The sequence below is a fragment of the Neisseria sp. RH3002v2g genome (genome assembly GCF_014596425.2).
Classification (GTDB): domain Bacteria; phylum Pseudomonadota; class Gammaproteobacteria; order Burkholderiales; family Neisseriaceae; genus Neisseria.
In genome coordinates this window covers 255,928-278,700 of the sequence record NZ_CP110721.1, presented here as the reverse complement: position 1 = coordinate 278,700, position 22,773 = coordinate 255,928, and the positions used below count along the sequence as shown (strand labels likewise).

General features: G+C 51.5%; 23 protein-coding genes and 3 tRNA genes. 15 read left to right on the top strand and 11 right to left on the bottom strand.

The annotated features are described in order from the left end of the window. Complete coding sequence (gene pgmB, locus BBP27_RS01340) at nt 1-666, top strand: beta-phosphoglucomutase (RefSeq protein ID WP_188211499.1); 666 nt, start codon at nt 1-3, stop codon at nt 664-666. A 162-nt stretch (nt 667-828) separates the two neighbouring features. Here the strand turns inward: pgmB and nadB are convergent, their stop codons facing one another. Together nadB and nadA are read right to left on the bottom strand one after the other, a co-directional pair. Continuing rightward, entirely contained in the window at nt 829-2,337 is a 1,509-nt protein-coding gene (gene nadB, locus BBP27_RS01335) for an L-aspartate oxidase (protein ID WP_188211500.1), read from the bottom strand. Nucleotides 2,338-2,388: 51 nt separating this feature from the next. After that, the gene (nadA, locus tag BBP27_RS01330; protein WP_188211501.1) at nt 2,389-3,501 is read right to left on the bottom strand and encodes a quinolinate synthase NadA; all 1,113 of its coding nucleotides are present in this window, start codon (nt 3,499-3,501) and stop codon (nt 2,389-2,391) included. 155 nt (nt 3,502-3,656) lie between these two features. On the opposite strand from nadA, the gene BBP27_RS01325 reads away from it, so the two are divergent. Further along, nucleotides 3,657-4,595, top strand: a complete 939-nt coding sequence (locus tag BBP27_RS01325; RefSeq protein ID WP_188211502.1) for an NUDIX hydrolase — start codon at nt 3,657-3,659, stop codon at nt 4,593-4,595. A gap of 228 nt (nt 4,596-4,823) precedes the next feature. Further along, nucleotides 4,824-5,705 carry a carboxylating nicotinate-nucleotide diphosphorylase gene (gene nadC / locus BBP27_RS01320; RefSeq protein WP_188211503.1) on the top strand — a complete coding sequence of 294 codons (882 nt, stop codon included), beginning with the start codon at nt 4,824-4,826 and terminating at the stop codon, nt 5,703-5,705. Between the two features lie 63 nt (nt 5,706-5,768). Here nadC and murI read toward each other — a convergent pair whose 3' ends face one another. Then, nucleotides 5,769-6,578, bottom strand: a complete 810-nt coding sequence (murI, locus tag BBP27_RS01315) for a glutamate racemase (RefSeq protein WP_188211504.1) — start codon at nt 6,576-6,578, stop codon at nt 5,769-5,771. Nucleotides 6,579-6,639: 61 nt separating this feature from the next. Continuing rightward, complete coding sequence (locus BBP27_RS01310) at nt 6,640-7,869, bottom strand: multidrug effflux MFS transporter (RefSeq protein WP_188211505.1); 1,230 nt, start codon at nt 7,867-7,869, stop codon at nt 6,640-6,642. Nucleotides 7,870-8,110: 241 nt separating this feature from the next. On the opposite strand from BBP27_RS01310, the gene BBP27_RS01305 reads away from it, so the two are divergent. Further along, nucleotides 8,111-9,640: a helicase HerA-like domain-containing protein gene (locus tag BBP27_RS01305; RefSeq protein WP_188211506.1), complete on the top strand. Its 1,530-nt coding sequence runs from the start codon at nt 8,111-8,113 to the stop codon at nt 9,638-9,640. Nucleotides 9,641-9,708: 68 nt separating this feature from the next. Here the strand turns inward: BBP27_RS01305 and BBP27_RS01300 are convergent, their stop codons facing one another. The 3 genes from BBP27_RS01300 to BBP27_RS01290 form a co-directional block, all read right to left on the bottom strand. Next, on the bottom strand, nt 9,709-11,064 hold the full coding sequence (locus BBP27_RS01300) for a PFL family protein (protein WP_188211507.1): 1,356 nt from the start codon (nt 11,062-11,064) through the stop codon (nt 9,709-9,711). A 15-nt stretch (nt 11,065-11,079) separates the two neighbouring features. Then, nucleotides 11,080-11,352 carry an ACT domain-containing protein gene (locus tag BBP27_RS01295; protein WP_003680574.1) on the bottom strand — a complete coding sequence of 91 codons (273 nt, stop codon included), beginning with the start codon at nt 11,350-11,352 and terminating at the stop codon, nt 11,080-11,082. 107 nt (nt 11,353-11,459) lie between these two features. Next, on the bottom strand, nt 11,460-12,599 hold the full coding sequence (locus tag BBP27_RS01290; RefSeq protein WP_188211508.1) for a polyamine ABC transporter substrate-binding protein: 1,140 nt from the start codon (nt 12,597-12,599) through the stop codon (nt 11,460-11,462). A gap of 328 nt (nt 12,600-12,927) precedes the next feature. Here BBP27_RS01290 and BBP27_RS01285 point away from each other — a divergent pair, with 328 nt between their 5' ends. Next, nucleotides 12,928-13,464: an RNA pyrophosphohydrolase gene (locus BBP27_RS01285; protein WP_003747493.1), complete on the top strand. Its 537-nt coding sequence runs from the start codon at nt 12,928-12,930 to the stop codon at nt 13,462-13,464. A 68-nt stretch (nt 13,465-13,532) separates the two neighbouring features. Next, nucleotides 13,533-15,518, top strand: a complete 1,986-nt coding sequence (gene parE / locus BBP27_RS01280; RefSeq protein WP_188211509.1) for a DNA topoisomerase IV subunit B — start codon at nt 13,533-13,535, stop codon at nt 15,516-15,518. Nucleotides 15,519-15,727: 209 nt separating this feature from the next. On the opposite strand, the gene BBP27_RS01275 is transcribed toward parE, so the two are convergent. The 4 genes from BBP27_RS01275 to BBP27_RS01260 form a co-directional block, all read right to left on the bottom strand. Next, nucleotides 15,728-15,804, bottom strand: a tRNA-Asp gene (locus BBP27_RS01275). Between the two features lie 33 nt (nt 15,805-15,837). Next, nucleotides 15,838-15,913, bottom strand: a tRNA-Val gene (locus BBP27_RS01270). Between the two features lie 125 nt (nt 15,914-16,038). Beyond that, nucleotides 16,039-16,632, bottom strand: coding sequence for a GTP cyclohydrolase II (gene ribA / locus BBP27_RS01265; RefSeq protein ID WP_188211448.1), 594 nt, complete (start codon nt 16,630-16,632; stop codon nt 16,039-16,041). Then, complete coding sequence (locus BBP27_RS01260) at nt 16,625-17,290, bottom strand: hypothetical protein (protein WP_188211447.1); 666 nt, start codon at nt 17,288-17,290, stop codon at nt 16,625-16,627. The genes ribA and BBP27_RS01260 overlap by 8 nt, the downstream gene beginning before the upstream one ends. 161 nt (nt 17,291-17,451) lie before the next feature. Between BBP27_RS01260 and BBP27_RS01255 the strand changes: the two genes are divergently transcribed. From BBP27_RS01255 to BBP27_RS01215, 9 genes are all read left to right on the top strand, one after another. Next, nucleotides 17,452-17,536, top strand: a tRNA-Leu gene (locus BBP27_RS01255). A 197-nt stretch (nt 17,537-17,733) separates the two neighbouring features. Beyond that, nucleotides 17,734-18,975 (top strand): tyrosine-type recombinase/integrase, encoded by a 1,242-nt coding sequence (locus BBP27_RS01250; protein WP_188211449.1) that lies wholly within the window; start codon nt 17,734-17,736, stop codon nt 18,973-18,975. Between the two features lie 180 nt (nt 18,976-19,155). Further along, on the top strand, nt 19,156-19,317 hold the full coding sequence (locus BBP27_RS01245) for a hypothetical protein (protein ID WP_188211446.1): 162 nt from the start codon (nt 19,156-19,158) through the stop codon (nt 19,315-19,317). A 4-nt stretch (nt 19,318-19,321) separates the two neighbouring features. Then, a complete protein-coding gene (locus BBP27_RS01240) occupies nt 19,322-20,152 on the top strand; it encodes a hypothetical protein (protein ID WP_188211445.1) in 831 nt (276 codons plus the stop codon). A gap of 119 nt (nt 20,153-20,271) precedes the next feature. Next, the gene (locus BBP27_RS01235) at nt 20,272-20,478 is read left to right on the top strand and encodes a helix-turn-helix transcriptional regulator (protein WP_188211444.1); all 207 of its coding nucleotides are present in this window, start codon (nt 20,272-20,274) and stop codon (nt 20,476-20,478) included. A gap of 110 nt (nt 20,479-20,588) precedes the next feature. Further along, complete coding sequence (locus BBP27_RS01230; RefSeq protein ID WP_049344854.1) at nt 20,589-20,828, top strand: helix-turn-helix domain-containing protein; 240 nt, start codon at nt 20,589-20,591, stop codon at nt 20,826-20,828. 16 nt (nt 20,829-20,844) lie between these two features. Continuing rightward, complete coding sequence (locus tag BBP27_RS01225; RefSeq protein ID WP_188211443.1) at nt 20,845-21,543, top strand: hypothetical protein; 699 nt, start codon at nt 20,845-20,847, stop codon at nt 21,541-21,543. Nucleotides 21,544-21,609: 66 nt separating this feature from the next. Then, nucleotides 21,610-22,170: a terminase small subunit gene (locus tag BBP27_RS01220; protein WP_188211442.1), complete on the top strand. Its 561-nt coding sequence runs from the start codon at nt 21,610-21,612 to the stop codon at nt 22,168-22,170. Nucleotides 22,171-22,458: 288 nt separating this feature from the next. Continuing rightward, nucleotides 22,459-22,725, top strand: coding sequence for a hypothetical protein (locus tag BBP27_RS01215; RefSeq protein ID WP_188211441.1), 267 nt, complete (start codon nt 22,459-22,461; stop codon nt 22,723-22,725). The last annotated feature ends 48 nt before the right edge of the window (nt 22,726-22,773 follow it).

The following is a 22,773-nucleotide window of genomic DNA, read 5'->3' as shown; positions in this document are numbered from 1 at the left end:
ATGACTTTTACCGCAGTCCTGTTTGACCTCGACGGCGTCATCACCGACACCGCCGAATACCACTACCGCGCATGGAAAAAGCTTGCCGAAGAACTGGGCATCAGCATCGACCGCAAGTTTAACGAGCAGCTCAAAGGCGTGTCGCGCGACGATTCGCTCAAACGCATCCTCGCACACGGCGGCAAAACCGTCAGCGAAGCCGAGTTCTCCGAACTGACCAGCCGCAAAAACGACAACTACGTCGAAATGATTCAGGCAGTCAAACCCGAAGACGTGTACCCCGGCATTTTGCCGCTGCTGGAAGCATTGAGGGCAAACAGCAAAAAAATCGCCCTCGCGTCCGCCAGTAAAAACGGCCCGTTCCTGCTAGAACGCATGGGGCTGACCCACTTCTTCGACGCCGTCGCCGACCCTGCCGCCGTCGCGCATTCCAAACCCGCCCCCGACATCTTCCTTGCTGCCGCCGAGGGCGTGGGCGCGGACATCCGCCAATGCATCGGCATTGAAGATGCCGCCGCCGGCGTCGCCGCCATCAAAGCCGCCGGCGCCTTGCCCATCGGCGTGGGCAAAGCTGAAGACTTGGGCAGCGACATCGCGCTGGTGTCCGACACCGCCGACCTGACCTACGCCTACCTGCAAAACGTGTGGGAACAGTCAGGCAGATAAAATATTAAGGAAGTAAAAAGGCCGTCTGAAAAATATTTCAGACGGCCTTTCTGCTTTTAGAACAGAATGATAACCCAACTTACGCAACCATAAAAACTGAATGCCAATTTCTTAACTATGCCATTCAGATTTATTTGAACGATTTTCTCTTACCTGCCAACCTTAACAATCACTATTAAAATGCGCGCCGATGTTTTGCCGCCTTGCGTATGCGGCTTGGGCGACGGCGAGGCTGCATTCTATCAGGTTGCGGTTTTCGTATTCGGACGCGGTGTGCGGCGCGGTTTGGTTTTGCTTCCAAAGCCGCAGTTGGGCGATGGCGCGGCGCAGGCCGGTATCGTTGCGGAGGATGCCCAGATGGCGTTGATTGAACGCTTGCAGGACGGAGCGGCTGAAGGTGTTTTGAAGGTTGTCTGAAAAGATGCCTGCTTCGGCGGTGGAGTTTTCAGACGACCTTTGGGACGGCGCGGTTTGGAACGCTTGTCCGTCCGCGATGGTTTGGGCGGCAAGTCTGGCGGTCACGACGCATTCGAGCAGGGAGTTGCTGGCGAGGCGGTTGGCTCCGTGCAGCCCTGTGCAGGCGGTTTCACCTAAGGCGTAGAGCTGCGACAGGGAGGTTCTGCCGCAGGGGTCGGTTTGGATGCCGCCACAGGTGTAGTGTTGCACGGGGCGGACGGGGATGGCCTGGCGCGTGATGTCCAAGCCGCATTGGGACAGGCAGTATCGATGGATGGACGGAAAATGCTGACGGACGAATGCTGCGGATTGATGGCTGATGTCGAGCGAGACGAAGTCTTGCGTTTGCTTGGCGATTTCGGCGGCGATGGCGCGGGCAACGATGTCGCGCGGCGCGAGTTCGGCGCGGCGGTCGTAATGCGGCATAAACCGTTCGCCCGATTGGTTGGTCAGGATACCGCCTTCGCCGCGCACGGCTTCGGAAATCAGGAAGGTGCGGCCGTTTTCAGACGGCCTTGCCAAGCCTGTAGGGTGGAATTGGATAAATTCGAGGTTTTCAACTGTGCAGCCTGCGCGTATCGCCATGGCGATAGCGTCGCCCGTGCATTCGGGCGGCGTGGTGGTGGCGGCGTAAATCTGTCCCAAGCCGCCGCCTGCGAGTACGGTATGGCGGGCGCGGATGCGGTAGGTTTCTTGCGTTCGGCGGTCGAGGACGGTCAGTCCGCATGCCGCGCCTGATTCGGTTTGGACGTCCAACGCCATCTGCCGCTCGCAAACGCGGATGTTCGGGCGGCAGCGTATTTGAGCAATCAGGCTCTGCATGACGGCTTCGCCCGTGTAGTCGGCGACGTGGGCGATTCGGCGGCAGGTATGCCCGCCTTCGCGCGTCAGGTGCAGGTCGTTATTATTTTGGTCGAACGCCACGCCCTGCGCCAGCAGCCATTCGATTGCCGGTTTGCCCTGCGACAGGATGGTGCGGACGGCGGCTTCGTCGCACAAACCCGCGCCCGCTTCCAAAGTATCGGCAACATGTTTTCCGATGTCGTCCTCTCCCGACCACGCCGCCGCAATCCCACCTTGTGCATGACGGCTGGCGGTATCGTCCAGCCGGTTTTTGCACAAAATAATGATGCGGAACGATTCAGGCAGCGACAAGACGAGCGTCAGTGCCGCCAGCCCGTTTCCGGCAATCAATACGTCGCAATCGGTTTGCATGGTGTTGTCCTTGTTTGAGAGGTCGTCTGAAACGGCAATATGGACGGCAAATCAGGCGGGGCCCATGCCGTTGAACACATCTTTTTTCTTCAGCCCTGCCGCGAAGTCGAGCATACGCTGCAAAGGCAGTTTGGCGGCTTCGCCCAGCTTTCTGTCCAACAGGATTTCGTTGTGTCCGCCTGTCAGGGCGTGTTTGATGCCGCCCAGCGAATTCATCGCCATCCACGGGCAGAACGCGCAGCTTTTGCAGCTTCCACCGTTGCCCGCCGTCGGGGCGGCGATAAATTCTTTGTCGGGCGCCTGCTTTTGCATTTCGTGCAGGATGCCCAAGTCGGTCGCCACGATGAATTTTTTTTCGGGACGCGATACGGCGGCTTTCAGCAGCTTGCTGGTCGAGCCGACCACGTCGCCCAGTTCGATGACGCTTTGCGGCGATTCGGGATGAACCAGCACCACCGCGTCGGGGTGTTCCGCCTTCAACGCCGCCAGTTCCTGCCCCTTGAACTCGTTGTGGACGATGCACGAACCCTGCCACAACAGCATATCCGCGCCCGTTTCGCGGCGGATGTAGTCGCCGAGGTGGCGGTCGGGCCCCCAAATCAGCTTCTCGCCACGCGATTTCAAATACGACACGATTTCCAACGCCACCGAAGACGTGACCACCCAGTCGGCACGCGCTTTCACGGCGGCGGAAGTGTTGGCGTACACCACCACCGTGCGGTCGGGGTGTTGGTCGCAAAACGCTGAAAACGCCTCTTCCGGGCAACCCAAATCCAAGGAACATTCCGCTTCCAAATCAGGCATCAGCACTGTTTTTTCAGGGCAGAGGATTTTCGCACTCTCGCCCATGAAGCGCACACCTGCCACCACCAATGTATCGGCTTCGTGTTCCGCGCCGAAGCGCGCCATCTCCAGCGAATCGCCCACGCATCCGCCCATTTCCAAAGCCAAATCCTGAATCAGCGGATCAACGTAATAATGCGCCACCAAGACCGCGTTTTTCTCCTTCAGCAAGGCCTTGATTTCGTCTTTCAGACGACCTGCCGTTTCGCGGTCGGGCGTGTCGGCAACCTTCGCCCACGCCTGACGGATTTGGCAGGCGGAAGTCGGCGTCTGAATGAGGGGCATATCGTAGTCGAACGAGCGGCGGGCGGCGGTTTGCATGATGTTTCCTTGTGGCTGTTTTTCAGACGGCATAAAGGTTTGCCGTCTATGTTTCAAATAGTTTTTATATTATGCTCAACTTGAGTATAATATGCAAGGTCGTCTGAAAACCGCTTTGGTTTACAATAAGGTTTTCTCTTGAATGAAAGCCACGCATGGATGCCTATCCTGAAACAGCAGCCAATACGCAAAGTATCGTCGAACTGGTTCCTGTACTGATCGCCATTACAAACGGCAGCTTGAGGGTTTTGACCGTTGCCCAAGGAGCGCTGCTGCCCAACGGCCTGCTTGCTCCGCTTCGCCACTCCTTGCAGGCAGGGGTCAGGATGTGGGTCGCCAAGCAGACATCTCAGCCTATGGGTTATGTAGAACAGCTTTACACCTTTGTCGATACGCGCCGTCAAAACGAGCAAGGCCTGCCTGTCTTGTACGTCAGCTATCTGGGGCTGGTGCGCGAGGCCGCCGACAGCATCCTGCACCCGGATGCGAAATGGCAGGACTGCTACAGTTATTTCCCGTGGGAAGATTTGCGTACCGATGGCGGGCAGCGCGACGCCATCGTCAGCCGCCTGCGCATTTGGGCAAACTCGGCGGACACCGAGGAAGTGCGCCAAAAGCGGCTCAAGCGCATTCACTTGTGCTGGGGGGTCGAACCGGAAAACTGGTCGGAAGAATACGTTTTGCAACGCTATGAAATGCTGTATGAAAGCGGCCTGATAGCGGAAGCCGCCGAGCCGCAGGCAAACTTCGACTTCGCGCTCACGGGGCAGCACATGCGCCACGACCACCGCCGCGTGTTGGCGACCGCCCTGTCCCGCCTGCGCGCCAAAATCAAATACCGCCCCGTGATTTTCGAACTGATGCCGCCCGAATTCACGCTGCTGCAACTACAAAACAGCGTCGAAGCCATCAGCGGCAGATTGCTGCACAAGCAAAACTTCCGCCGCCAGATTCAGCAGCAAAACCTCATCGAGCCGTCGGATACCGGCGTATCGGGCAGCAAAGGCCGTCCCGCGCAGCTTTACCGCTTCCGCGACGACGTCCTGCCCGACAGGTTGATTTCGGACATCGGACTGCCGCTGGGCAGCCGTTAGCCCGTTTTCAGACGGCCTATAGTGGATTAACAAAAATCAGGACAAGACGACGAAGCCGCAGACAGTACAGATAGTACGGAACCGATTCACTTGGTGCTTCAGCACCTTAGAGAATCGTTCTCTTTGAGCTAAGGCGAGGCAACGCCGTACTGGTTTTTGTTAATCCACTATAAAATGAAGTTTTACCCCATCGGTGCAACACCAATATTTTTCAACAAAGGAAACCCCATGCCGTCTGAAAACACCCTCTTCCCCCTGCCCGACACCCTGTTGCGCTCCATGATCGAACAAGCCCTGAGCGAAGATTTGGGCAGGCGCGGCGACATTACGTCCGCCGCCGTTATCGCACCAGACAAAACCGCCAAACTCTTCCTCGTCAGCCGCGAAGACGGCGTCATCGCCGGCATGGACTTGGCGCGCCTCGCCTTTCAGACGATGGATCCGTCCGTCCGCTTTCAAGCTGAAATCCAAGACGGGCAAACCGTCCGCGCAGGTCAGACGCTGGCTGCCGTCGAAGGCAACGCCCGCGCACTGCTCGCCGCCGAACGCACCGCGCTCAACTACCTCACGCACTTAAGCGGCATCGCCACCGCCACTGCGCGTGCCGTTGCCGAAGTCGCCGAATACGGCACAGACATCGTATGCAGCCGCAAAACCATCCCCCTGCTGCGCGTCCTGCAAAAATACGCCGTCAGGGCAGGCGGCGGCGTAAACCACCGCATGGGCTTGGACGACGCCGTGCTCATCAAAGACAACCATCTTGCCTATTGCGACAGCATCGCCCAAGCCGTGCAGCAGGCAAAACAGGCGGTCGGACCGTTGACCTGCGTGGAAATCGAAGTGGACACGTTGGCACAACTGGACGAAGCCATCGCGGCGGGTGCGGAACGGATTTTGCTGGACAACATGGATGACGAAACCTTGAAAGAAGCCGCAAACCGCTGCCACACGCAAACCGCCCACCCCCACACCGTCTATTGCGAAGCATCGGGCGGCATCGGCTTCGACCGCCTGAAGCGCGTGGCGCAAACCGGCGTGAACGGCATCGCCCTCGGCTATCTGACCCACAGCAGCCGCTCGTTGGACATAGGCTTGGATTTCATGGCTTAAGTTCGAGTTGGCTATAAAGCAAAAAGGCCGTCTGAAATTTCAGACGGCCTTTAATATTACCCATCAACCCAATGTAACCATTTCAATTTGTTCCATACTTCTGCCCAAGAAACGTTCGCCGATGGTGCGGAAGCGTAGTGGGATGTCGCTGACGTAGAAGCGGTAATCCGGATTGTCGTTTTCCGTGTTCAGCAAACCTGCTTGCGCCAAGGCTTTGGCGGTGGCTTCGGCGGTGGTGATGGCGGAATCGACCAAGGTGACGTTTTGTGCTTCGCGGCCGATAAGCGGTTTGAGCAATGGGAAGTGGGTACAACCCAACACCAGCGTATCAATGTCGTCGGCCAAAAGCGGCTTCAGGTATTCGCGCACGGTCAGGCGGGTAACTTCGTGATCGAGCCAGCCCTCTTCCACCAATGGCACAAGCAGGGGCGCGGCTTGCGTGCGCACCAGCGTGTCGCTGTTTTTTGAATGGATGGCGCGCGCGTAGGCGTTGCTGTTGACGGTGGTATTGGTCGCGATAATGCCGATTCGGTTGTTTTTGGTGGTTTGCAAAGCGGCTTCCGCGCCGGCGGAGATGACGTCCAATACGGGCATATTGCCTGCTTTTTGACGGATTTTTTGTCCGGCAACAGCGGCAATGGTGTTGCACGCAATGACGAGCGCCTTGACATCGTTTTCCAGCAGAAAATCGACAATCTGCATGGCGAAGGTTTCGATGGTAGCGCGGGATTTGGTGCCGTAGGGAACGCGTGCGGTATCGCCAAAATAGATGATGTTTTCCATCGGCAGGCGTTCCATCAAGGCGCGGACGTTGGTCAAGCCGCCGACGCCGGAATCGAATACGCCGATGGGGCGTTGTTTGCTGGTACTCATGGTTAATTTCTTCAATATAAAGTCGAGGCCGTCTGAAACCGTTTTTCAGACGGCCTGAAGGTTAAACATATTCTTTTTTATCGTTTTCCATCCAAGCCTGATGCGAGCAAACCCACAACAGTACGATACCGCACACGGTCGAGCTCAACATCATACCGGCCATTACCAAGGCAGAACCATTATGCAGCCAAGTCGTGGCCATGCCGACCGATGCGCCGATGAGGGATTGGAACACGCCCAAAACGGCATTTGCGCTGCCGCCCTCTTCGCTGAAATAGCCCATAAAGCAGGCTTGAGTGTTCGCGCCGACCAAGCCTTGCGTACCGACTGAAAACATCACGCACAACACCAAAGCCCACAAAGGCGGCAAAGACAGCAACAACACCAAAACAGCCATCAGCAAATTGGCGACGAATTGGACGATAATGCCCCATTTGAGGATGTTTTGCGGATGCGTACCGGTTTTCAAACGCCATGCGGTAACGCGGTTAAACGACATCATGGTAATGATATTGAGCGCAAATATCCAAGCATATTGGTTTGGCGAAACATGATACAGTTGTTGGTACACGAACGACGATTCGGTCAAAAAGGCAAACATCGAACCAAAACTGAAAGCCTGGAAAAACAAATAGCCCATCGCGGCACGCGTCCTCAAAACACGTTTAAACCTACCGGCCACCACGCCGAACACGTCCATGCTGATTTTGCCTTTTTGGTGCGGCTTAGGCAGGAAATACCACATCAAACCCCAAAGCAGCAGCGAATAACAGGCCAGAAAACCAAAAATCATGCGCCAGCCGCCCAAATTCTGCAAGCCTGCACCAATCATCGGCGCCATCAGCGGCACAATCATCAGAATAATGCCGATTAAGGCAAACATCTGCGCGGCTTTGCGTCCGGAATAATAATCGCGCACCATCGCGCCGGAAATCACCACGGTCATCCCCGCGCCAAACGCCTGCAAGGCACGCAAGTTCAGCAGCTGCTCGACATTATTCACCATCGTCAAACCGATAACGGCGGCAAAGTAAATGCTCAAGCCCACCAAGGCCACCGGTTTGCGGCCTTTAATATCCGAAATCGAACCGCCGACCACCTGGCCAAACGCCACGCCAAACATAAAAAAGCTCAGGCTTTGCTCGATGCGGTGGATATCCGAACCCAGCGACTTTGCCATTTCGGGAATTGCAGGCAGATAAGCATCGACAGAAAACGGCATCAGCGCGACCAACATCGCCATCAGCACGGCCATGGTTTTTTCGCCCAAAGGGGCTTGTTGTGCAGTCATTCCGATTTTCGCTTTCGTAACAAATATTCAAAAAACAAAGAAAACAACCGCCTTGTCAGACGGTTGCGGATTGGATGGAATTATAGCAGATTTCAACCCCGTCCAATCACTGCACAAAAACCTTTGCAAAACTTAAGGCCGTCTGAAACTTCGTTTGGTTGAATCCCCCCGCGGCAAACGTTAAAATGCTTGTTTTTTAAGACAACACATTGTTTCACATCACGGATTCTAAGGAATAATCATGACTACATTTCAAATTGCGCGTGCCGACGGGAAAACGCTCGAAATCCAAGGCAAAATGGCCAACCGCCACGGCTTGATCGCCGGCGCGACCGGTACGGGTAAAACCGTGACCCTGCGCCGCATGGCGGAAGCCTTCAGCAGCGAAGGCGTCCCCGTATTCTTGGTCGATGTCAAAGGCGATTTGTCAGGCATCGCGCAAGCCGGTGCCAACAGCGGCAAAGTGGGCGAACGCATCGCCGAGTTTGATTTGGGCGAACAATGGCTGCAAAATTTCCCCGTGCGTTTTTGGGATGTTTACGGCGAAACCGGTATTCCCGTACGCGTAACTGTTTCAGAAATGGGCCCTATGCTTTTGGCCCGCCTGATGAACCTGAACGACACGCAGGAAGGCTTGTTGAACCTCGTGTTCAAAGTTGCCGATGACAGAGGCTGGCACATTCTGGACTTGAAAGACCTGCGCAGCATGCTGAAACACGTTTCCGACCACGCTTCGGAATACCGCACGCAATACGGCAACGTTTCTGCCGCCAGTATCGGCGCGATTCAACGCCAACTGCTGACTTTGGAAAACGAAGGCGCAGAAAAATTCTTCGGCGAACCTTCCCTCAACCTGCAAGACTGGATGCAAACCGACAACGGCAAAGGCATCATCAACATCCTTAACTCCGAAAAACTGATGCGCTCGCCGCGTATGTACAGCGCGTTTTTGCTGTGGATGCTGGCAGAATTGTTTGAAACCCTGCCCGAAGTCGGCGATTTGGACAAACCAAAATTCGTGATGTTCTTCGATGAAGCGCATTTGATGTTCGACAATGCCGCCAATGCGCTGGTCGAACAAATCGAACAAGTTGTACGCCTGATCCGTTCCAAAGGCGTGGGCGTATATTTCGTCACCCAAAACCCGCTCGACTTGCCCGATACCATCCTCGGACAATTGGGTAACCGCGTACAACACGCCCTGCGCGCCTTCACACCGCGCGACCAAAAAGCAGTTAAAGCTGCTGCCGAAACCTTCCGCAGCAACCCAAACATCAAAGTTGCCGAAGCGATTGCCGAACTCGGCGTCGGCGAAGCCCTCGTTTCTTTCCTTGATGAAAAAGGTATGCCCGATCCGGTAGAACGTGCCCTCATCCTGCCGCCTCAATCCGCCCTGACCCCGCTTGCCGCAGAAGAGCGCAACCGCTTGTTCCAAAACGACGATTTGTATCCAACCTATAAAGACATGGTGGACAACTACTCCGCTTTTGAAGCATTGGCCGAAGCAGACAGCCAAGCTGCCGCTGAAAAAGAAGCCGCAAATGCCGCCAAAGAGCAGGAAAAAGCGCAAAAAGCTGCAGAAAAAGAAGCTGCCAATGCCGATCCCGGCATCCTCGGCGGACTAATCGGCGGCTTGAGCGGCGGACGTAAAAAATCCGGCCAAGGTTTGGGCTACAACGTTGCCGACGCCATCGGCAGCCAAATCAACCGCCAAGTGACCAACGCTATTTCCCGCAGTGTAATGGGCATTATTAAAAATATGTTTAAATAATCAGCCTGCGAAAATAAAAGGCCGTCTGAAAATCAATTTCAGACGGCCTTTTTTATTCATCAATCCAATCAGTTTTTCATTGACTGAACCGGAGCCGGGATTCTGCCGCCTCGGTTGACGAATACTTCGCATGAGCCTTCTTTAACCGGCATTACAGGCGCGTAGCCCAACAGGCCGCCGAACTCAACGCTGTCGCCGACGGTTTTACCGGTTACCGGAATGATGCGCACGGCAGTGGTTTTGCTGTTGATCATGCCGATGGCGGCTTCATCGGCGATGATGCCGGAAATGGTATGAGCAGGCGTATCGCCGGGGACGGCAATCATGTCCAAACCAACGGAGCAGACGGCGGTCATGGCTTCGAGTTTATCCAGTGTCAACACACCGGCTTCGGCAGCAGCAATCATACCTTCGTCTTCCGAAACAGGGATAAACGCACCGCTCAAACCGCCGACCGCGCTGGAAGCCATCATGCCACCTTTTTTCACGGCATCATTCAGCAATGCCAAGGCAGCCGTCGTGCCGTGCGTACCGCAGACGCTCAAGCCCATCTCTTCAAGAATGCGCGCCACCGAGTCGCCAATAGCAGGGGTTGGTGCCAATGACAAGTCGAGAATACCGAATGGGATATTGAGCATTTTTGAGGCTTCGCGGCCGATGAGTTCGCCCACGCGGGTAATTTTGAAAGCAGTTTTCTTCACTACTTCCGCAACTTCGGTCAATGTCGTTGCATCTGAATTTTCCAACGCGGCTTTTACGACACCCGGGCCGGATACGCCGACATTGATAACGGCATCCGCTTCACCCGAACCATGAAACGCACCCGCCATAAACGGATTGTCTTCCACTGCATTGCAGAACACGACGATTTTAGCGCAGCCGAAACCTTCAGGCGTGATTTCAGCCGTGCGTTTGATGGTTTCGCCTGCCAGCTTGACCGCATCCATATTGATACCGGCACGCGTGCTGCCGATATTGATGGAGCTGCACACGATATCGGTAGTCTTCATCGCTTCGGGAATGGAACGGATCAGCACTTCGTCTGAAGGCGACATGCCTTTTTGCACCAGCGCGGAAAAACCGCCGATAAAAGACACGCCGATGGCTTTGGCTGCCTTGTCCAAAGTTTGCGCCACGCTGACGTAAGAATCAGCATGGGTGGCCGCGGCGATTTGGGCAATCGGCGTGACGGAAATGCGCTGATTCACAATCGGCACGCCATATTTGGCAGACAGATGTTTCGCCGTCGCGACCAAGTCTTTGCCGACCGTGGTGATTTTATTGTAAATGTTTTGGTTCAACACATTGATATCGCTGCTGATGCAGTCGTGCAAATCAATGCCGATGGTAATGGTGCGCACGTCAAAATTCTGGTCGGCCACCATTTTGACGGTTTCTAAAATCTCGCCGGATTGAATACTCATGACTCTCCCTCCGACTTAAATACGGTGCATGGCTTGGAAAATTTCTTCGTTTTGCATACGGATATCAAGCGCGAGTTTTTTGCTCTCTTCCGCAAACAAATCCAAAACTTCTTGACGCGATTTGGTGCATTTTGAAGTGTCCACCAAAATAATCATGGTAAAAAAATCATCCATCAGCTGTTGGCTGATGTTGAGAATATTGATTTGGTTTTCCGCTAAAATTTTGGAAACGTCGTACACAATGCCCACACGGTCTTTACCGATGACAGTGATGACTGAATTGTTCATAACGCTGTTTCTCCTGATAGGATATTTGAAAAGTGTTGACAATTATAACACTCAGGCCGTCTGAAAAACTGTTTCAGACGGCCTGAGTATTCAAATTTCAATGTTCATTATCGCCCTGCTTTCAAAGCCTGCCACAAGCGAACGCTGAGTTTGCTCACATCGGTTGATTTGGGAGAGACGATGAAGCTTTTTTCCATCAATTCCTTACTTGGGAAAATCGATTCGTCAGAGGTGTATTTTTTATCCATCAAATCCCGCGCCGGACGGCTGGCCGGAGCATAAGTTACATAGTTGCCGTTTTTGGCCGCTGTTTCCGGATTGAGTGTGTGATTGATGTATTTGTGTGCATTGGCCACATTTTGCGCATCACGCGGAATCATCAGCGAATCCACCCAAATACCGACGCCGCTTTTCGGCGTCAATACTTCGACTTCGACGCCGTTTCCGGCTTCTTTGGCACGGGTTTTGGCAATATTGAGGTCACCGCCATAGCCTACCGATACGCAAAGGTTGCCGGCAGCCATGTCATCGATATAGCCGGACGAGGTAAAGCGTTTGATGTCGGGACGCACTTTTTTCATCATATCGACGGCGGCTTTGATGTCCTCAGGGTTTTCGCTGTTCGGATCTTTGCCCAAATAATGCAAAGCCAAAGGAATCTGCTCGATGGCGCTGTCGAAATAGCTGATGCCGCAGGATTTCAGTTTTCGGGTGTATTCAGGGTTGAATACCAAATCCCATTCGTTTTCAGGCAGCTTGTCCGTACCCAAAGCCTTTTGAACCTGCTGCTTGTTAATCGCCAGCGTATTGATGCCCCAGAAATAAGGGACGGCATATTCGTTGCCCGGATCGACGGTTTCCATCATTTTCAACAAATCGGGATCGATATTGGCGTAATCGGGAATTTGCGATTTGTCGATTTTTTGATACGCGCCGGCTTTAATCTGACGGCCGACATTGGCAATAGACGGCGCAACCAGGTCATAACCCGACTTGCCGGTCAGCAGCTTGGCTTCCAGCGCTTCGTTGCTGTCGTAGTAATCGTAGCGGACGTTGATATGCGTTTTGTTTTCAAACGCAGACAACGTGGCCGGATCGACATAATCCGACCAGTTGTAGATATTGAGTTTATCGGTTTGGGAAGAGGAAGTTTGAGAAGCGGAAGATTCTGCGGCGGTTCCTTGTCCGCCGCTGCACGCAGTCAAGACGAGGCTCACGATTGCCGCCGCCATCAAAGATTTTTTCATGGTTTCAGACCTTTTGTTCGGGGGGTAAAAATATTGCAGCGGTGGCAGATGCCACTTACAAAAGGGAAACTGTGGGGGCGGCCGGCATGTGTCCTTTGCCCTTGATTCAGCAAGGTTCGCATTAAACGGCAAAAAGCTTTTGAATGCAAGACCTTAAAGCAGAAAAAATTCTCCCTTTTCAGACGGCCTGAAGCTATGGTTTTATTCATAAACAACATTTTTTCAGAAACGGTTTCATGCCGTCTGGAAAAAACTGTGTGCTTATTCAGACGGCCTCAAGATTTGTCAAAACCGCCCAATTTGTGGGAAAATTGCACGATTGAATTTAATGAAGGGCGACCCCGTGTTAGACAGAGAAGGCTATCGCCCCAATGTCGGTATTATCCTGATTAACGAACGTAACGAAGTCTTTTGGGGCAAACGCGTACGCGAACATTCTTGGCAGTTTCCGCAAGGCGGCATCAAGCCGGGCGAAAGCCCTGAGACCGCCATGTACCGCGAGTTGTACGAAGAAGTCGGCCTGCTGCCGCAACATGTCAAAATTATCGGCCGCACGCGCGACTGGCTGCGCTATGACGTACCCAGCCACTGGGTGCGCCGCGAATGGCGCGGTTCGTATCGCGGACAAAAACAGATTTGGTATCTTTTGCGTTTGGTCGGCCGCGACAGCGACGTCAACCTCCGCGCCTGCCATCATCCTGAATTCGACGGCTGGCGTTGGCATCAATATTGGGCGCCGGTTGACGAAGTCATCGACTTCAAGCGCGGCGTGTATTTGGGCGCATTGACCGAACTTTCCCGTTTCTTGCGCGGCATAGAAAGCTATGAAGAATTTATCCGTCGCAATCCAATAGAAAACCTATAACCCCAACGCTTTCAGGCCGTCTGAAAGCGTTGTTTTTCTTCCTTTCAGACGGCCTTTACATTATTCCTATGGCTAAAAACAATCAATACAGCGAATCCAGCATTACCGTCCTCAAAGGTTTGGAGCCGGTCAAAGAACGTCCCGGCATGTACACCCGTACCGACAGCCCGACCCATATCTGTCAGGAAGTGATTGATAACGCGGCGGACGAGGCGTTGGGCGGTTTCGCGACTGAAATTGACGTGCAAATTCATGAAGACGGTTCGCTTTCCGTGCGCGACAACGGCCGCGGTATTCCCGTCGGCCTGCACCCTGAAGAAGGCGTACCCGTAGTCGAACTCGTGTTCACCCGTCTGCACGCAGGCGGCAAATTCAACAAAAAAGACGGCGGCAGCGCGTATGCCTTTTCGGGCGGCCTGCACGGCGTCGGCGTATCCGTGACCAACGCCCTCTCCACCCGCCTTGAGGTAACGGTCAAGCGCGAAGGCAAAATCCACCGCATCGTCTTTTCCGGTGGCGACGTCATCGAGCCTTTGACTGAAGTGGGCAAATGCGCCGTCAAAGACAGCGGCACCGAAGTGCGCGTGTGGCCGGACGGCAAATATTTTGAAAGCCCGAATTACAGCATTCCCGAACTCGAGCGATTATTGCGTGCCAAAGCCGTGCTGCTGCCGGGCGTGCGCGTTTCCCTGACCCGTCCGGTTAAAGGCGAAAACGAGGCATACACCCAAACTTGGCACTACCCGGACGGCCTGAAAAGCTATCTGACCGACCTGATTGCCGACGCGCAAGAAGCCGTGCCTATCTTCTCTTGTGAAAACTACATTTCAGACGGCCACAACGGCGATTTCAGCATCGGCGAAGGCGCTGCGTTTGCCCTGACTTGGCTGGAAGAAGGCTCGTGCGCCAACGAAAGCTACGTCAACCTCATCCCTACTCCGTTGGGCGGCACGCACGAAGCAGGCTTGAAACAAGCCGTGTTCAACGCGGTCAACAACTTCATCAACCTGCACAACCTCTTGCCGCGCGGCGTAAAAGTGCAAAGCGACGATGTGTTCAGCAAAACTGCCTTCGTCCTCTCCGCTCGCGTCCTCGACCCGCAGTTCCAAGGTCAAACTAAAGATAAGCTGACCAACCGCGACGCGTTGAAACTCGTCGCCGCCGTATCGGGCGACCCTTTGGAATTGTGGTTGAACCAAAATGTGGACTTCGGTAAAAAAATCGCCGAACTCGCCATCCGTCAGGCACAGGTGCGGATGCGTTCGGTTAAGAAAATCGAAAAGAAAAAAGGCAGCGGCGTCGCCGTCCTGCCCGGCAAACTGACCGACTGTGAAAGCGAAGACATCCGCGAAAACGAACTCTTCCTCGTCGAAGGCGATTCCGCCGGCGGCTCCGCCAAACTCGCCCGCGACAAAGCCACACAGGCCATCCTGCCCCTGCGCGGCAAAGTGCTCAACAGCTTCGAAGTCCACCCCGACCAACTTTTCGGCAACGCCGAAATCCACGACATTTCTGTCGCCATCGGCGTCGATCCGCACGGTATCAACGACAATCCCGACTTAAGCGGCCTGCGCTACGGCAAAATCGCCATCTTGTCCGATGCCGACGTGGACGGCTCGCATATTCAAGTTTTGCTGTTGACCCTGTTCTACCGCCACTTCCCGAAACTGATTGCCGACGGACACATCTACGTCGCCCAACCGCCGCTGTTCCGCGTCGATGTCAACGCACAAGGCAAGAGCAAACCTGCCCGCAAATTCTACGCCCTCGACCAAAACGAACTCGACAGCATTTTGGAGCGGCTGCAAAAAGAAGGCGTTAAAGAAACTGCCTATTCCATCAGCCGTTTCAAAGGCTTGGGCGAGATGAACCCCGACCAGCTCAAAGACACCACCATGCACCCCGACACCCGCCGCCTGTTGCAGGTACAAATCCCGGAAGGCGCGGATGACGAAACACGCGACATCTTCGTCAAACTGATGGGCAAAGGCGAAGCCGCCGCCCGCCGCGCATGGATGGAAAAAGAAGGCGATACGGCAGAATTGGATATTTAATCCATTGTTTCAATAGACTAAAGGCCGTCTGAAACTTTAAAAGTTTCAGACGGCCTTTTTTAAAACATAAGAAAATTAAGATTAAACAGTATTTCAATTTCTATACACTGCTGTTATTTATCGGTTTCTATTTTCGCGGCTTAATTTTGCCTTTAACCTTTAATAAGACAAACAAAAAAGCACTGATATAATCAGTGCTTTTTAAATAATGGCGCGGCGGACGGGGCTCGAACCCGCGACCCCCGGCGTGACAGGCCGGTACTCTAACCAACTGAGCTACCACCGCGCATCCACTGTCAAAGACAATGAAAAGGAAACTTGGTGGGTGATGACGGAGTCGAACCGCCGACATTCTGCTTGTAAGGCAGACGCTCTACCAACTGAGCTAATCACCCGATAAGCCGACATTAAATCAAAAAATCAGATTACGCGCAAGGTTTTTATTTAAATAAAAACATATCCCATTGAAAGAATATAGAATATTTTATTTAACAATAAAAATAACCGTTATACCCATCTATCAATCAAAAATCAAATGCCCCAATTTATCCGCCTTGGTATGCAGATAACGCTCATTTTCCACATTTTCGCCGACATGTAATGCAATGCGTTCAACCACATTAATGCCGGAATCTTTCAACGTTTGAATTTTCTCAGGGTTATTAGTCAGCAACCTGACTTCACGAATATTCAGATAATCATAAATCTGCTTGGCCAAAGTAAAGTCGCGCGCATCAACAGGAAGGCCGAGCGCAACATTGGCCTCAACCGTATCCAAGCCTTGGTCTTGCAGTCGATAAGCACGGATTTTGTTTATCAAACCAATGCCCCTGCCTTCTTGGCGCAAATATACGATAACACCGCACCCTTCTTTCTGAACGGCCTGCATCGCTGCTTGAAGCTGAGGGCCGCAATCACATTTCACCGAAAATAAAGCATCGCCGGTCAAGCACTCGGAATGGATACGCGACAACACAGGCAGGCCGTCTGAAACATCGCCCATCGTCAATGCGACATGTTCCTGCCCGCCCTCTTCTTCAAAGCCGTGCATGGTAAATTCGCCCCATTCCGTAGGCAAACGGCATGACGCGACAAACTTCAACGCGTTACTCATTTTCCGCTTCCTCGTTTTCAGCCACGCCCAAGAGGTTTTTCAAAGGTTCCACCAAGGCTAATGCAAGGGCAATCCAAGCCACCAATACTTCGTCAGGCGCACCGTCCTTGACATCAAATTCAGCATGTACCACGCCTAAAACTGCACCGCTGGGCATACAGACAGGAACAGAAATCTGACTCAAACCGGGATGATTGCGTTCGTCCGACAATTCACCGATTTCCTGCCAATACGCCACATTCTGACAAACATTCATCCAGCCGCTTTGCGCCGTACGCACAGCCAAAAAAGCCTGCCCGGCCGGCTCATCAATTGGAATCACATTTTCCAACGGCACGCCCCAGCGGCACAGACGAACCAGCGACAACGCACCATCTTTCGGAAACGCAGTATAAACCGCTGCACTTTTCAAATGCTCGGTGCGCTCGGCAACCGAATCCAATGCCATAAAAATCTGTTTCAGCAACCATTCATGTTCGGCATCGACATAATCCGCCAATTGCCAACCATTTTCAGACGGCCACAAAATCGAACGCTCAACAGAAGCATTGCCCATTTTAATCACAGCCTGGGCAGTCAAATAAGCAACATGTATCTCATCCGCAGGCAACTTCAAACCTTGCGTCTGCAAAAAATCTTTAATCAATAAAGCAGGCATCAGCCCTTCCTCACCAAATGGAAAGTTGAGGCCGTCTGAAAACAAACCCTGCTTTCAGACGGCCGGAATAAGTCATTATATAAGGGATAAACCGACAAATTCAAGCAAACAAGACTTTGCGCCCCCATTAATCTTGTGTATAATCCACGATTCAAATTAGTGCGGACGTGGCGAAATTGGTAGACGCACCAGATTTAGGTTCTGGCGCCGCGAGGTGTGAGAGTTCGAGTCTCTCCGTCCGCACCACCCAACCCCTTTACGGGGCTTTTTTTTCGTCTAATCTCGCCCAACGCGGGCAACCAATCCCAGTAATATCAATGACTTAAGTCCAACCAACCGCTTTCTAATCGTCTAATACAAATAATGCCGTTTAATTGAGTAAACCACAAATTGTGGGTATGATTCAGGGAATCAGCCAAAACCACTGTAAAGCATACCCACAAATGCCACTAAACGACCGCCAAATCAAAGCTGCCAAACCGTCTAACACTGGAAAGAAAATCAAGTTATTTGACGGAAATAGCCTGTATCTTGAAGTTACACCAGCGGGCGGAAAAATATTCCGCATGAGATACCGCATGAATGGCAAAGATAAAGACTTCACTATCGGGAAATATCCAGCCGTTTCACTGGTAGAAGCCCGACAAGCCACCGAAAACGCCCGCCGCATGATTGCACAAGGGCAAGACCCTACCAAAGCCAAGCAAGAAGCCGAAGCAGCCCGACAAGCCGCCTTGTTAAATACTTTTGAGCATTTAGCCAAGCAATGGCACAAGGACAATTTGCCCCGCTGGAAAGAACACCACGCCGAGCGGATCATGCGTTATTTGAAAAATGACGTTTTCCCAGTCATTGGGGAAATTCCCGTTAATGAAATCAAGGTAACCCACATCAAAACCCTGCTTGATTCCGTGATGGCGCGGGGCGTTACTGATACCGCCGACAAAATCAGGGGCTGGATAGGGGCGATTTTTGACTATTCCGCCATGCTGGAAATTTCAGAAAACAACCCCGCCCGCCTGTTGAAAAATCACATTCCCAACTTACCCACCAAACACAAACCCGCCCTGCCCCGTGAAGAATTGCCGGAGTTTTACCGCCGCTTGATACTGGCAACCAACATAGAACGGCAAAACAAAATTGCCATCATGCTTGTCATGCTGGTGTTTGTGAGAAATAACGAATTACGCGGCGGCCAGTGGGAAGAAGTGGATTTTAAAAACAAGCGTTGGATCATCCCCGCCGAAAGAATGAAGCATGAAAAGATGAAGCCCAAGCCCGCTTTATGTGTTCCTCTTTCTGATTGGGCAATAGAGCTGCTACAAGAGTTACACACGCTGACAGGGCATAGCCGGTTTATGTTTCCAAGTAGAACCAGCGTAAACCGCCATATCAGCGAGAACACGCTAGGAAAAATCATTAACGAGAAACTAGGCTATAAAGGCAAGGCCACGCCGCATGGCTTCAGAGCAGTAGCAAGTAGTCTGCTTTATGAAAACAACTTCAACGGCGGCGCAATCGAAATACAGCTTGCCCACGTTGAAGAAGACAAGACAAAGGATTCATACGCCTACATGGCCGAGTATATGCCCCAGCGTATCGAGTTTATGCAATGGTATAGCGACTATTTACGGGAACGATACAACAGGGCATTACAGATGATTCAAGAGAGCAAGGCAGATTAAAAATTCCCTATGCGCGTGAGTAAATATACTGGTTACACTGGTTACCACAAAATTTAACAAATATAACTATATGAATATAAATATAAATACAAAGAAAAAGCGGTAACCAGTTAACGTAAATTTACTGGTTACCAACTGGTTACCACTGGTTACCATTTTATACAGAAAGAAATTAACCCTATGAAATACAGTGCATTAGATGTTTTGCTTTCTTTTGACCGCTTGGACGTGGGAAACATAGAGCTTGAGACCGGCACGGAGCAACACGCAACGGCGGCCGGTATTGAGCATATCGGCGCGAAACTTCTAAACCCTTTTGTGGTTACAACAAAGGAGATATAAGCAAATGACCGACTTTACAGATGACAAACCTATTGAGCAGATAACTGACGTAGTAGATGAATATCCTATTAATCATATGTTTTTTAGTACAGATAGCGATGATAAATCCTGTCTTGATCATGAAAAATACAACGCTATTTATCAAATAAAAAACTCAAAAATGTTCTATGAAGCATTGGGTGTATATTGGTTTAACGCTGAAAGAGTTTTAATAAGGGCTTTCCATGACTTCAAGCATTTAGAACAGCCTGAATTTTCCGGCTGGATAATAAAAGGCATAAAAGAAATTGAACGAACTGAACAAAAATGTTCGGAGGCTATTAAAGGATATGAGGAGGAATATAACCAGCCATATAATTATCTGGAGGAACTAAACCCTTTTGAAGCCTTTATATTTGATAATGCAGATTGGGAAACAGCCGTAAATATGCTTCATTTCTTTACAGCAAAAGCCATTTTTGATTATGTAACAGAATTTGATGGCCTTAGTTACGAAGATAGGTTTTATAAATTTCAAGGACTTGCAAACTTTATAACCGCTTCTTTGGGAGCGATAGAACTTGAAGCCAATCCAGATGGATCTCTTATAGAAGCTGCCCGAAAAGGAGGACGCACCAAGCGAAGCCCTTACGAAAAAGCAGGAACGATAGCGGCAGTGAATGAGCTACTAGAAGAAAAACAAGATATTCTGAAACAAAAGGGCGGCAAAACGACATTGTACAAATTGATAAGAGATTTAATTGCTTCAGAAGTTATCGACGCGCCTAGAGAACCATCAGAAAAAACGATACTTCGATGGATAGACAACTTTGAAAAGAGGACATCAGCTAGCTAGTACAGGACATCAGCTAGCTGACTACAGGAAATCAGCAAGTTATAGCCTTAACAGCCGCCCACATGGGCGGCTATTCTTTTATTTGTCATCTAACCCCGACTAAGAGAAAGGACAAGTAAATGAATAATACTGTATTGAGAGTAAACGATGCCGCCCGCGTTATGGGCGTTTCACGAGCGACTATCTGGAATTGGGCAAACCCTAAGAGCCGCCATCACCGCCCTGATTTTCCCAAGCCTATCAAACTTTCCGCAAACATTACCGGCTGGCTTTCCAGTGAGATTGAAGAGTATCTCAACAAACTGGCCGCCAAACGCGAAGAGTAGGAGTTTTCGGAGCAATACGCGCCCGCGCGAAGCATAAACGGGAATATATCCCTTTAGACAAAATAAAACCGCCTGAACGGCCATTCAGACGGCAGAAAGGATTACTTAGTATGGAAAGCAATTTTACCAGCGGCAGAGCAAAAACGCCAAGCCAAAGAGAGCGAGTTTTAGCCCGATTGAGAAAAGGAAGTGCCACGTCATGGGAGCTTTCACAGATGGGCATACTTAGCTACAACACACGCATTATGGAGCTTCGCAGAGCCGGGCATGAAATCATAACCGTGATGGAAGAAGTAACAAACCAATTTGGGGAAACCGTGAAGCGTGGACGGTTTGTATTAATCAATTAAATCAGGAGCTTTAAATATGAACATCAAATATATAAAAACAGTTTTTGCAACCCGTCAAAAATTACTGAAAGAGGAAGAGGATAAATGCAGTGAACTGACCGCCCAAATTGAAGCGGCTGAAGCCGGCGTTTCAGAGGCGGAAGCGGTGATCAATGAATTTGCGGGACTAAGAAGCAAGCGCAAAGGAATATTTGCCGATTTATTGAAGATGGGCAAACCCACAAACACCGAAGAAGCCAAAGAGCTTGATTCAGAGATTGCCGCCAAGCGAGAAGAGGCAGACCGCGCCGCCGATGTGCTGGAAGTACAAAAAGAACTGTTGGAAAGCCTTTTTAATGACCGCCGCCAACATCTGAACCGTATTTCAGAGCTTCGCAATTTGCTGGCCGTTTCCCGCTATGAAATGTTTATTGCCGGCATTGAAGAGACCTACTTGCCTGAATATTTGGAGGCAGCCCGCGCCTACGCCAAAGCCGCCGCGAAACTGGCAGGAATCGGCAAGGCCGCCATTGAAATGAGAACGAATCTTCAGGAAAACGGTTTGCGGCCTGATTGCCGAAACTATGGGGAATCTATGCCGAATCGAATAATTGACTTACGTTTGCCCGGCTTCTTCAACATGATGGACAACACCGGCGGGGAAGAAAACGCTATTTTCGACATCTTTAAAGACATGGAGAAAGAAAAAGAAGCGGTTTTCAATAGCTTGAAGTAGCAACACCCAAACAGCCGCCCAAAGGCAGAAAGCAGCTATTGGGCGGCTTTTTGAAAGGATTAAGACATGACACCAAAGCAAGAGCAGTTTGCCCGTCTGTATGTAGAAACGGGCAATGCAAGCGAAGCATACCGGCAAGCCTACAACACCAACAACATGAAGCCCGAAACGGTAACGAATGAAGCCTATAAGCTGCTTCAAGACCCCGATATTTCCGCGATGGTAGATAACCTCAAGGCAGAGGCACGGCAACGCCACGCGGTAACAGTGGACGACCTGTTACACGAACTGGAGCAAGCGCGGGAGGCGGCACTAACAGCCCCAACACCGCAAAGCAGCGCGGCAGTATCAGCAACGATGGGCAAGGCCAAAATGCTTGGCTTATTAGTGGATAAAGCGGAAATCAAGGCAGAGGCGGAAATACAGGAAAAGCCGAAAAGTTATGTATCTTCGATTGTGGAATCACTCACAGAGGAAGAGAAAAAGGCAATTTTGGATTTAGCCCTTAAGACACATAGGGGCAAATGGGAGGAAGTAACACTTGCAGACATTGCCGCTGTTACAGGTAAAGACCCTGACAAGACGTGCTATGCCGTCATTCTTATTACGGCACTGGACAGAATCTAATGTTAAATCGCCCAATCCTGTAAAAAACCATTTGACAGATTGAGCTTTGGGAAGCAGAATTAAGTTTCTCTCTCAAATACAGTTAGCCCAAATCAGCAGGGTAAACGCTGATTTTTTATCGCCATTTCCCCTATGGTGTTTGAAGCTTATTCACAGGCTTTGGACGGCATATCAAAGTTTATGGCGGTGTGTGGTAACGGTAACGTCCACGCCTGACTAACTGCAGGAGAGAGCACCGCCCCCTATTTCGGGCATTTCTCAAATCTCAAACAGTTAGGAGCATTTCAAATGCAATCTTGCACTTCTACCCAAATCCAAACCATTCAAAATCAAGCCGTTGTTATGGCTTCCTCTTGCCATGCTTCAGGCTTTGCCGCCATTGTTTACGAGCCTATCGCCTACTATGACGATTTAGAGGCTTGTTCATCTATTACCCGCCCTCTTGGTGTCTATCCATCACAAGGCGCGGCCATCTTAGCCTGTAAATCCTTTATCAATTCCCTTTCAGACAACCTGAAAGAATGGGCTTCTTACAGCGTAACCAAAGCAGATTAAGCCCACCTATTCCCTGAAATTTACCCGCCTTTATGCCGCCTATTTCAG

Excerpts from the sequence above, each read along its gene's own strand:
- BBP27_RS01310 (WP_188211505.1), bottom strand. The coding sequence starts at position 7,869 with ATGACTGCACAACAAGCCCCTTTGGGCGAAAAAACCATGGCCGTGCTG.
- BBP27_RS01245 (WP_188211446.1), top strand. The coding sequence starts at position 19,156 with ATGAAATACAGTGCATTAGATGTTTTGCTTTCTTTTGACCGCTTGGAC.
- nadA (WP_188211501.1), bottom strand. The coding sequence starts at position 3,501 with ATGCAAACCGCCGCCCGCCGCTCGTTCGACTACGATATGCCCCTCATT.
- parE (WP_188211509.1), top strand. The coding sequence starts at position 13,533 with ATGGCTAAAAACAATCAATACAGCGAATCCAGCATTACCGTCCTCAAA.
- BBP27_RS01260 (WP_188211447.1), bottom strand. The coding sequence starts at position 17,290 with ATGCCTGCTTTATTGATTAAAGATTTTTTGCAGACGCAAGGTTTGAAG.
- BBP27_RS01235 (WP_188211444.1), top strand. The coding sequence starts at position 20,272 with ATGAATAATACTGTATTGAGAGTAAACGATGCCGCCCGCGTTATGGGC.
- BBP27_RS01225 (WP_188211443.1), top strand. The coding sequence starts at position 20,845 with ATGAACATCAAATATATAAAAACAGTTTTTGCAACCCGTCAAAAATTA.
- BBP27_RS01240 (WP_188211445.1), top strand. The coding sequence starts at position 19,322 with ATGACCGACTTTACAGATGACAAACCTATTGAGCAGATAACTGACGTA.
- pgmB (WP_188211499.1), top strand. The coding sequence starts at position 1 with ATGACTTTTACCGCAGTCCTGTTTGACCTCGACGGCGTCATCACCGAC.
- BBP27_RS01250 (WP_188211449.1), top strand. The coding sequence starts at position 17,734 with ATGCCACTAAACGACCGCCAAATCAAAGCTGCCAAACCGTCTAACACT.
- BBP27_RS01325 (WP_188211502.1), top strand. The coding sequence starts at position 3,657 with ATGGATGCCTATCCTGAAACAGCAGCCAATACGCAAAGTATCGTCGAA.
- nadB (WP_188211500.1), bottom strand. The coding sequence starts at position 2,337 with ATGCAAACCGATTGCGACGTATTGATTGCCGGAAACGGGCTGGCGGCA.
- BBP27_RS01230 (WP_049344854.1), top strand. The coding sequence starts at position 20,589 with ATGGAAAGCAATTTTACCAGCGGCAGAGCAAAAACGCCAAGCCAAAGA.
- BBP27_RS01295 (WP_003680574.1), bottom strand. The coding sequence starts at position 11,352 with ATGAACAATTCAGTCATCACTGTCATCGGTAAAGACCGTGTGGGCATT.
- BBP27_RS01300 (WP_188211507.1), bottom strand. The coding sequence starts at position 11,064 with ATGAGTATTCAATCCGGCGAGATTTTAGAAACCGTCAAAATGGTGGCC.
- nadC (WP_188211503.1), top strand. The coding sequence starts at position 4,824 with ATGCCGTCTGAAAACACCCTCTTCCCCCTGCCCGACACCCTGTTGCGC.
- BBP27_RS01305 (WP_188211506.1), top strand. The coding sequence starts at position 8,111 with ATGACTACATTTCAAATTGCGCGTGCCGACGGGAAAACGCTCGAAATC.
- BBP27_RS01220 (WP_188211442.1), top strand. The coding sequence starts at position 21,610 with ATGACACCAAAGCAAGAGCAGTTTGCCCGTCTGTATGTAGAAACGGGC.
- BBP27_RS01290 (WP_188211508.1), bottom strand. The coding sequence starts at position 12,599 with ATGAAAAAATCTTTGATGGCGGCGGCAATCGTGAGCCTCGTCTTGACT.
- BBP27_RS01285 (WP_003747493.1), top strand. The coding sequence starts at position 12,928 with ATGAAGGGCGACCCCGTGTTAGACAGAGAAGGCTATCGCCCCAATGTC.
- ribA (WP_188211448.1), bottom strand. The coding sequence starts at position 16,632 with ATGAGTAACGCGTTGAAGTTTGTCGCGTCATGCCGTTTGCCTACGGAA.
- murI (WP_188211504.1), bottom strand. The coding sequence starts at position 6,578 with ATGAGTACCAGCAAACAACGCCCCATCGGCGTATTCGATTCCGGCGTC.
- BBP27_RS01215 (WP_188211441.1), top strand. The coding sequence starts at position 22,459 with ATGCAATCTTGCACTTCTACCCAAATCCAAACCATTCAAAATCAAGCC.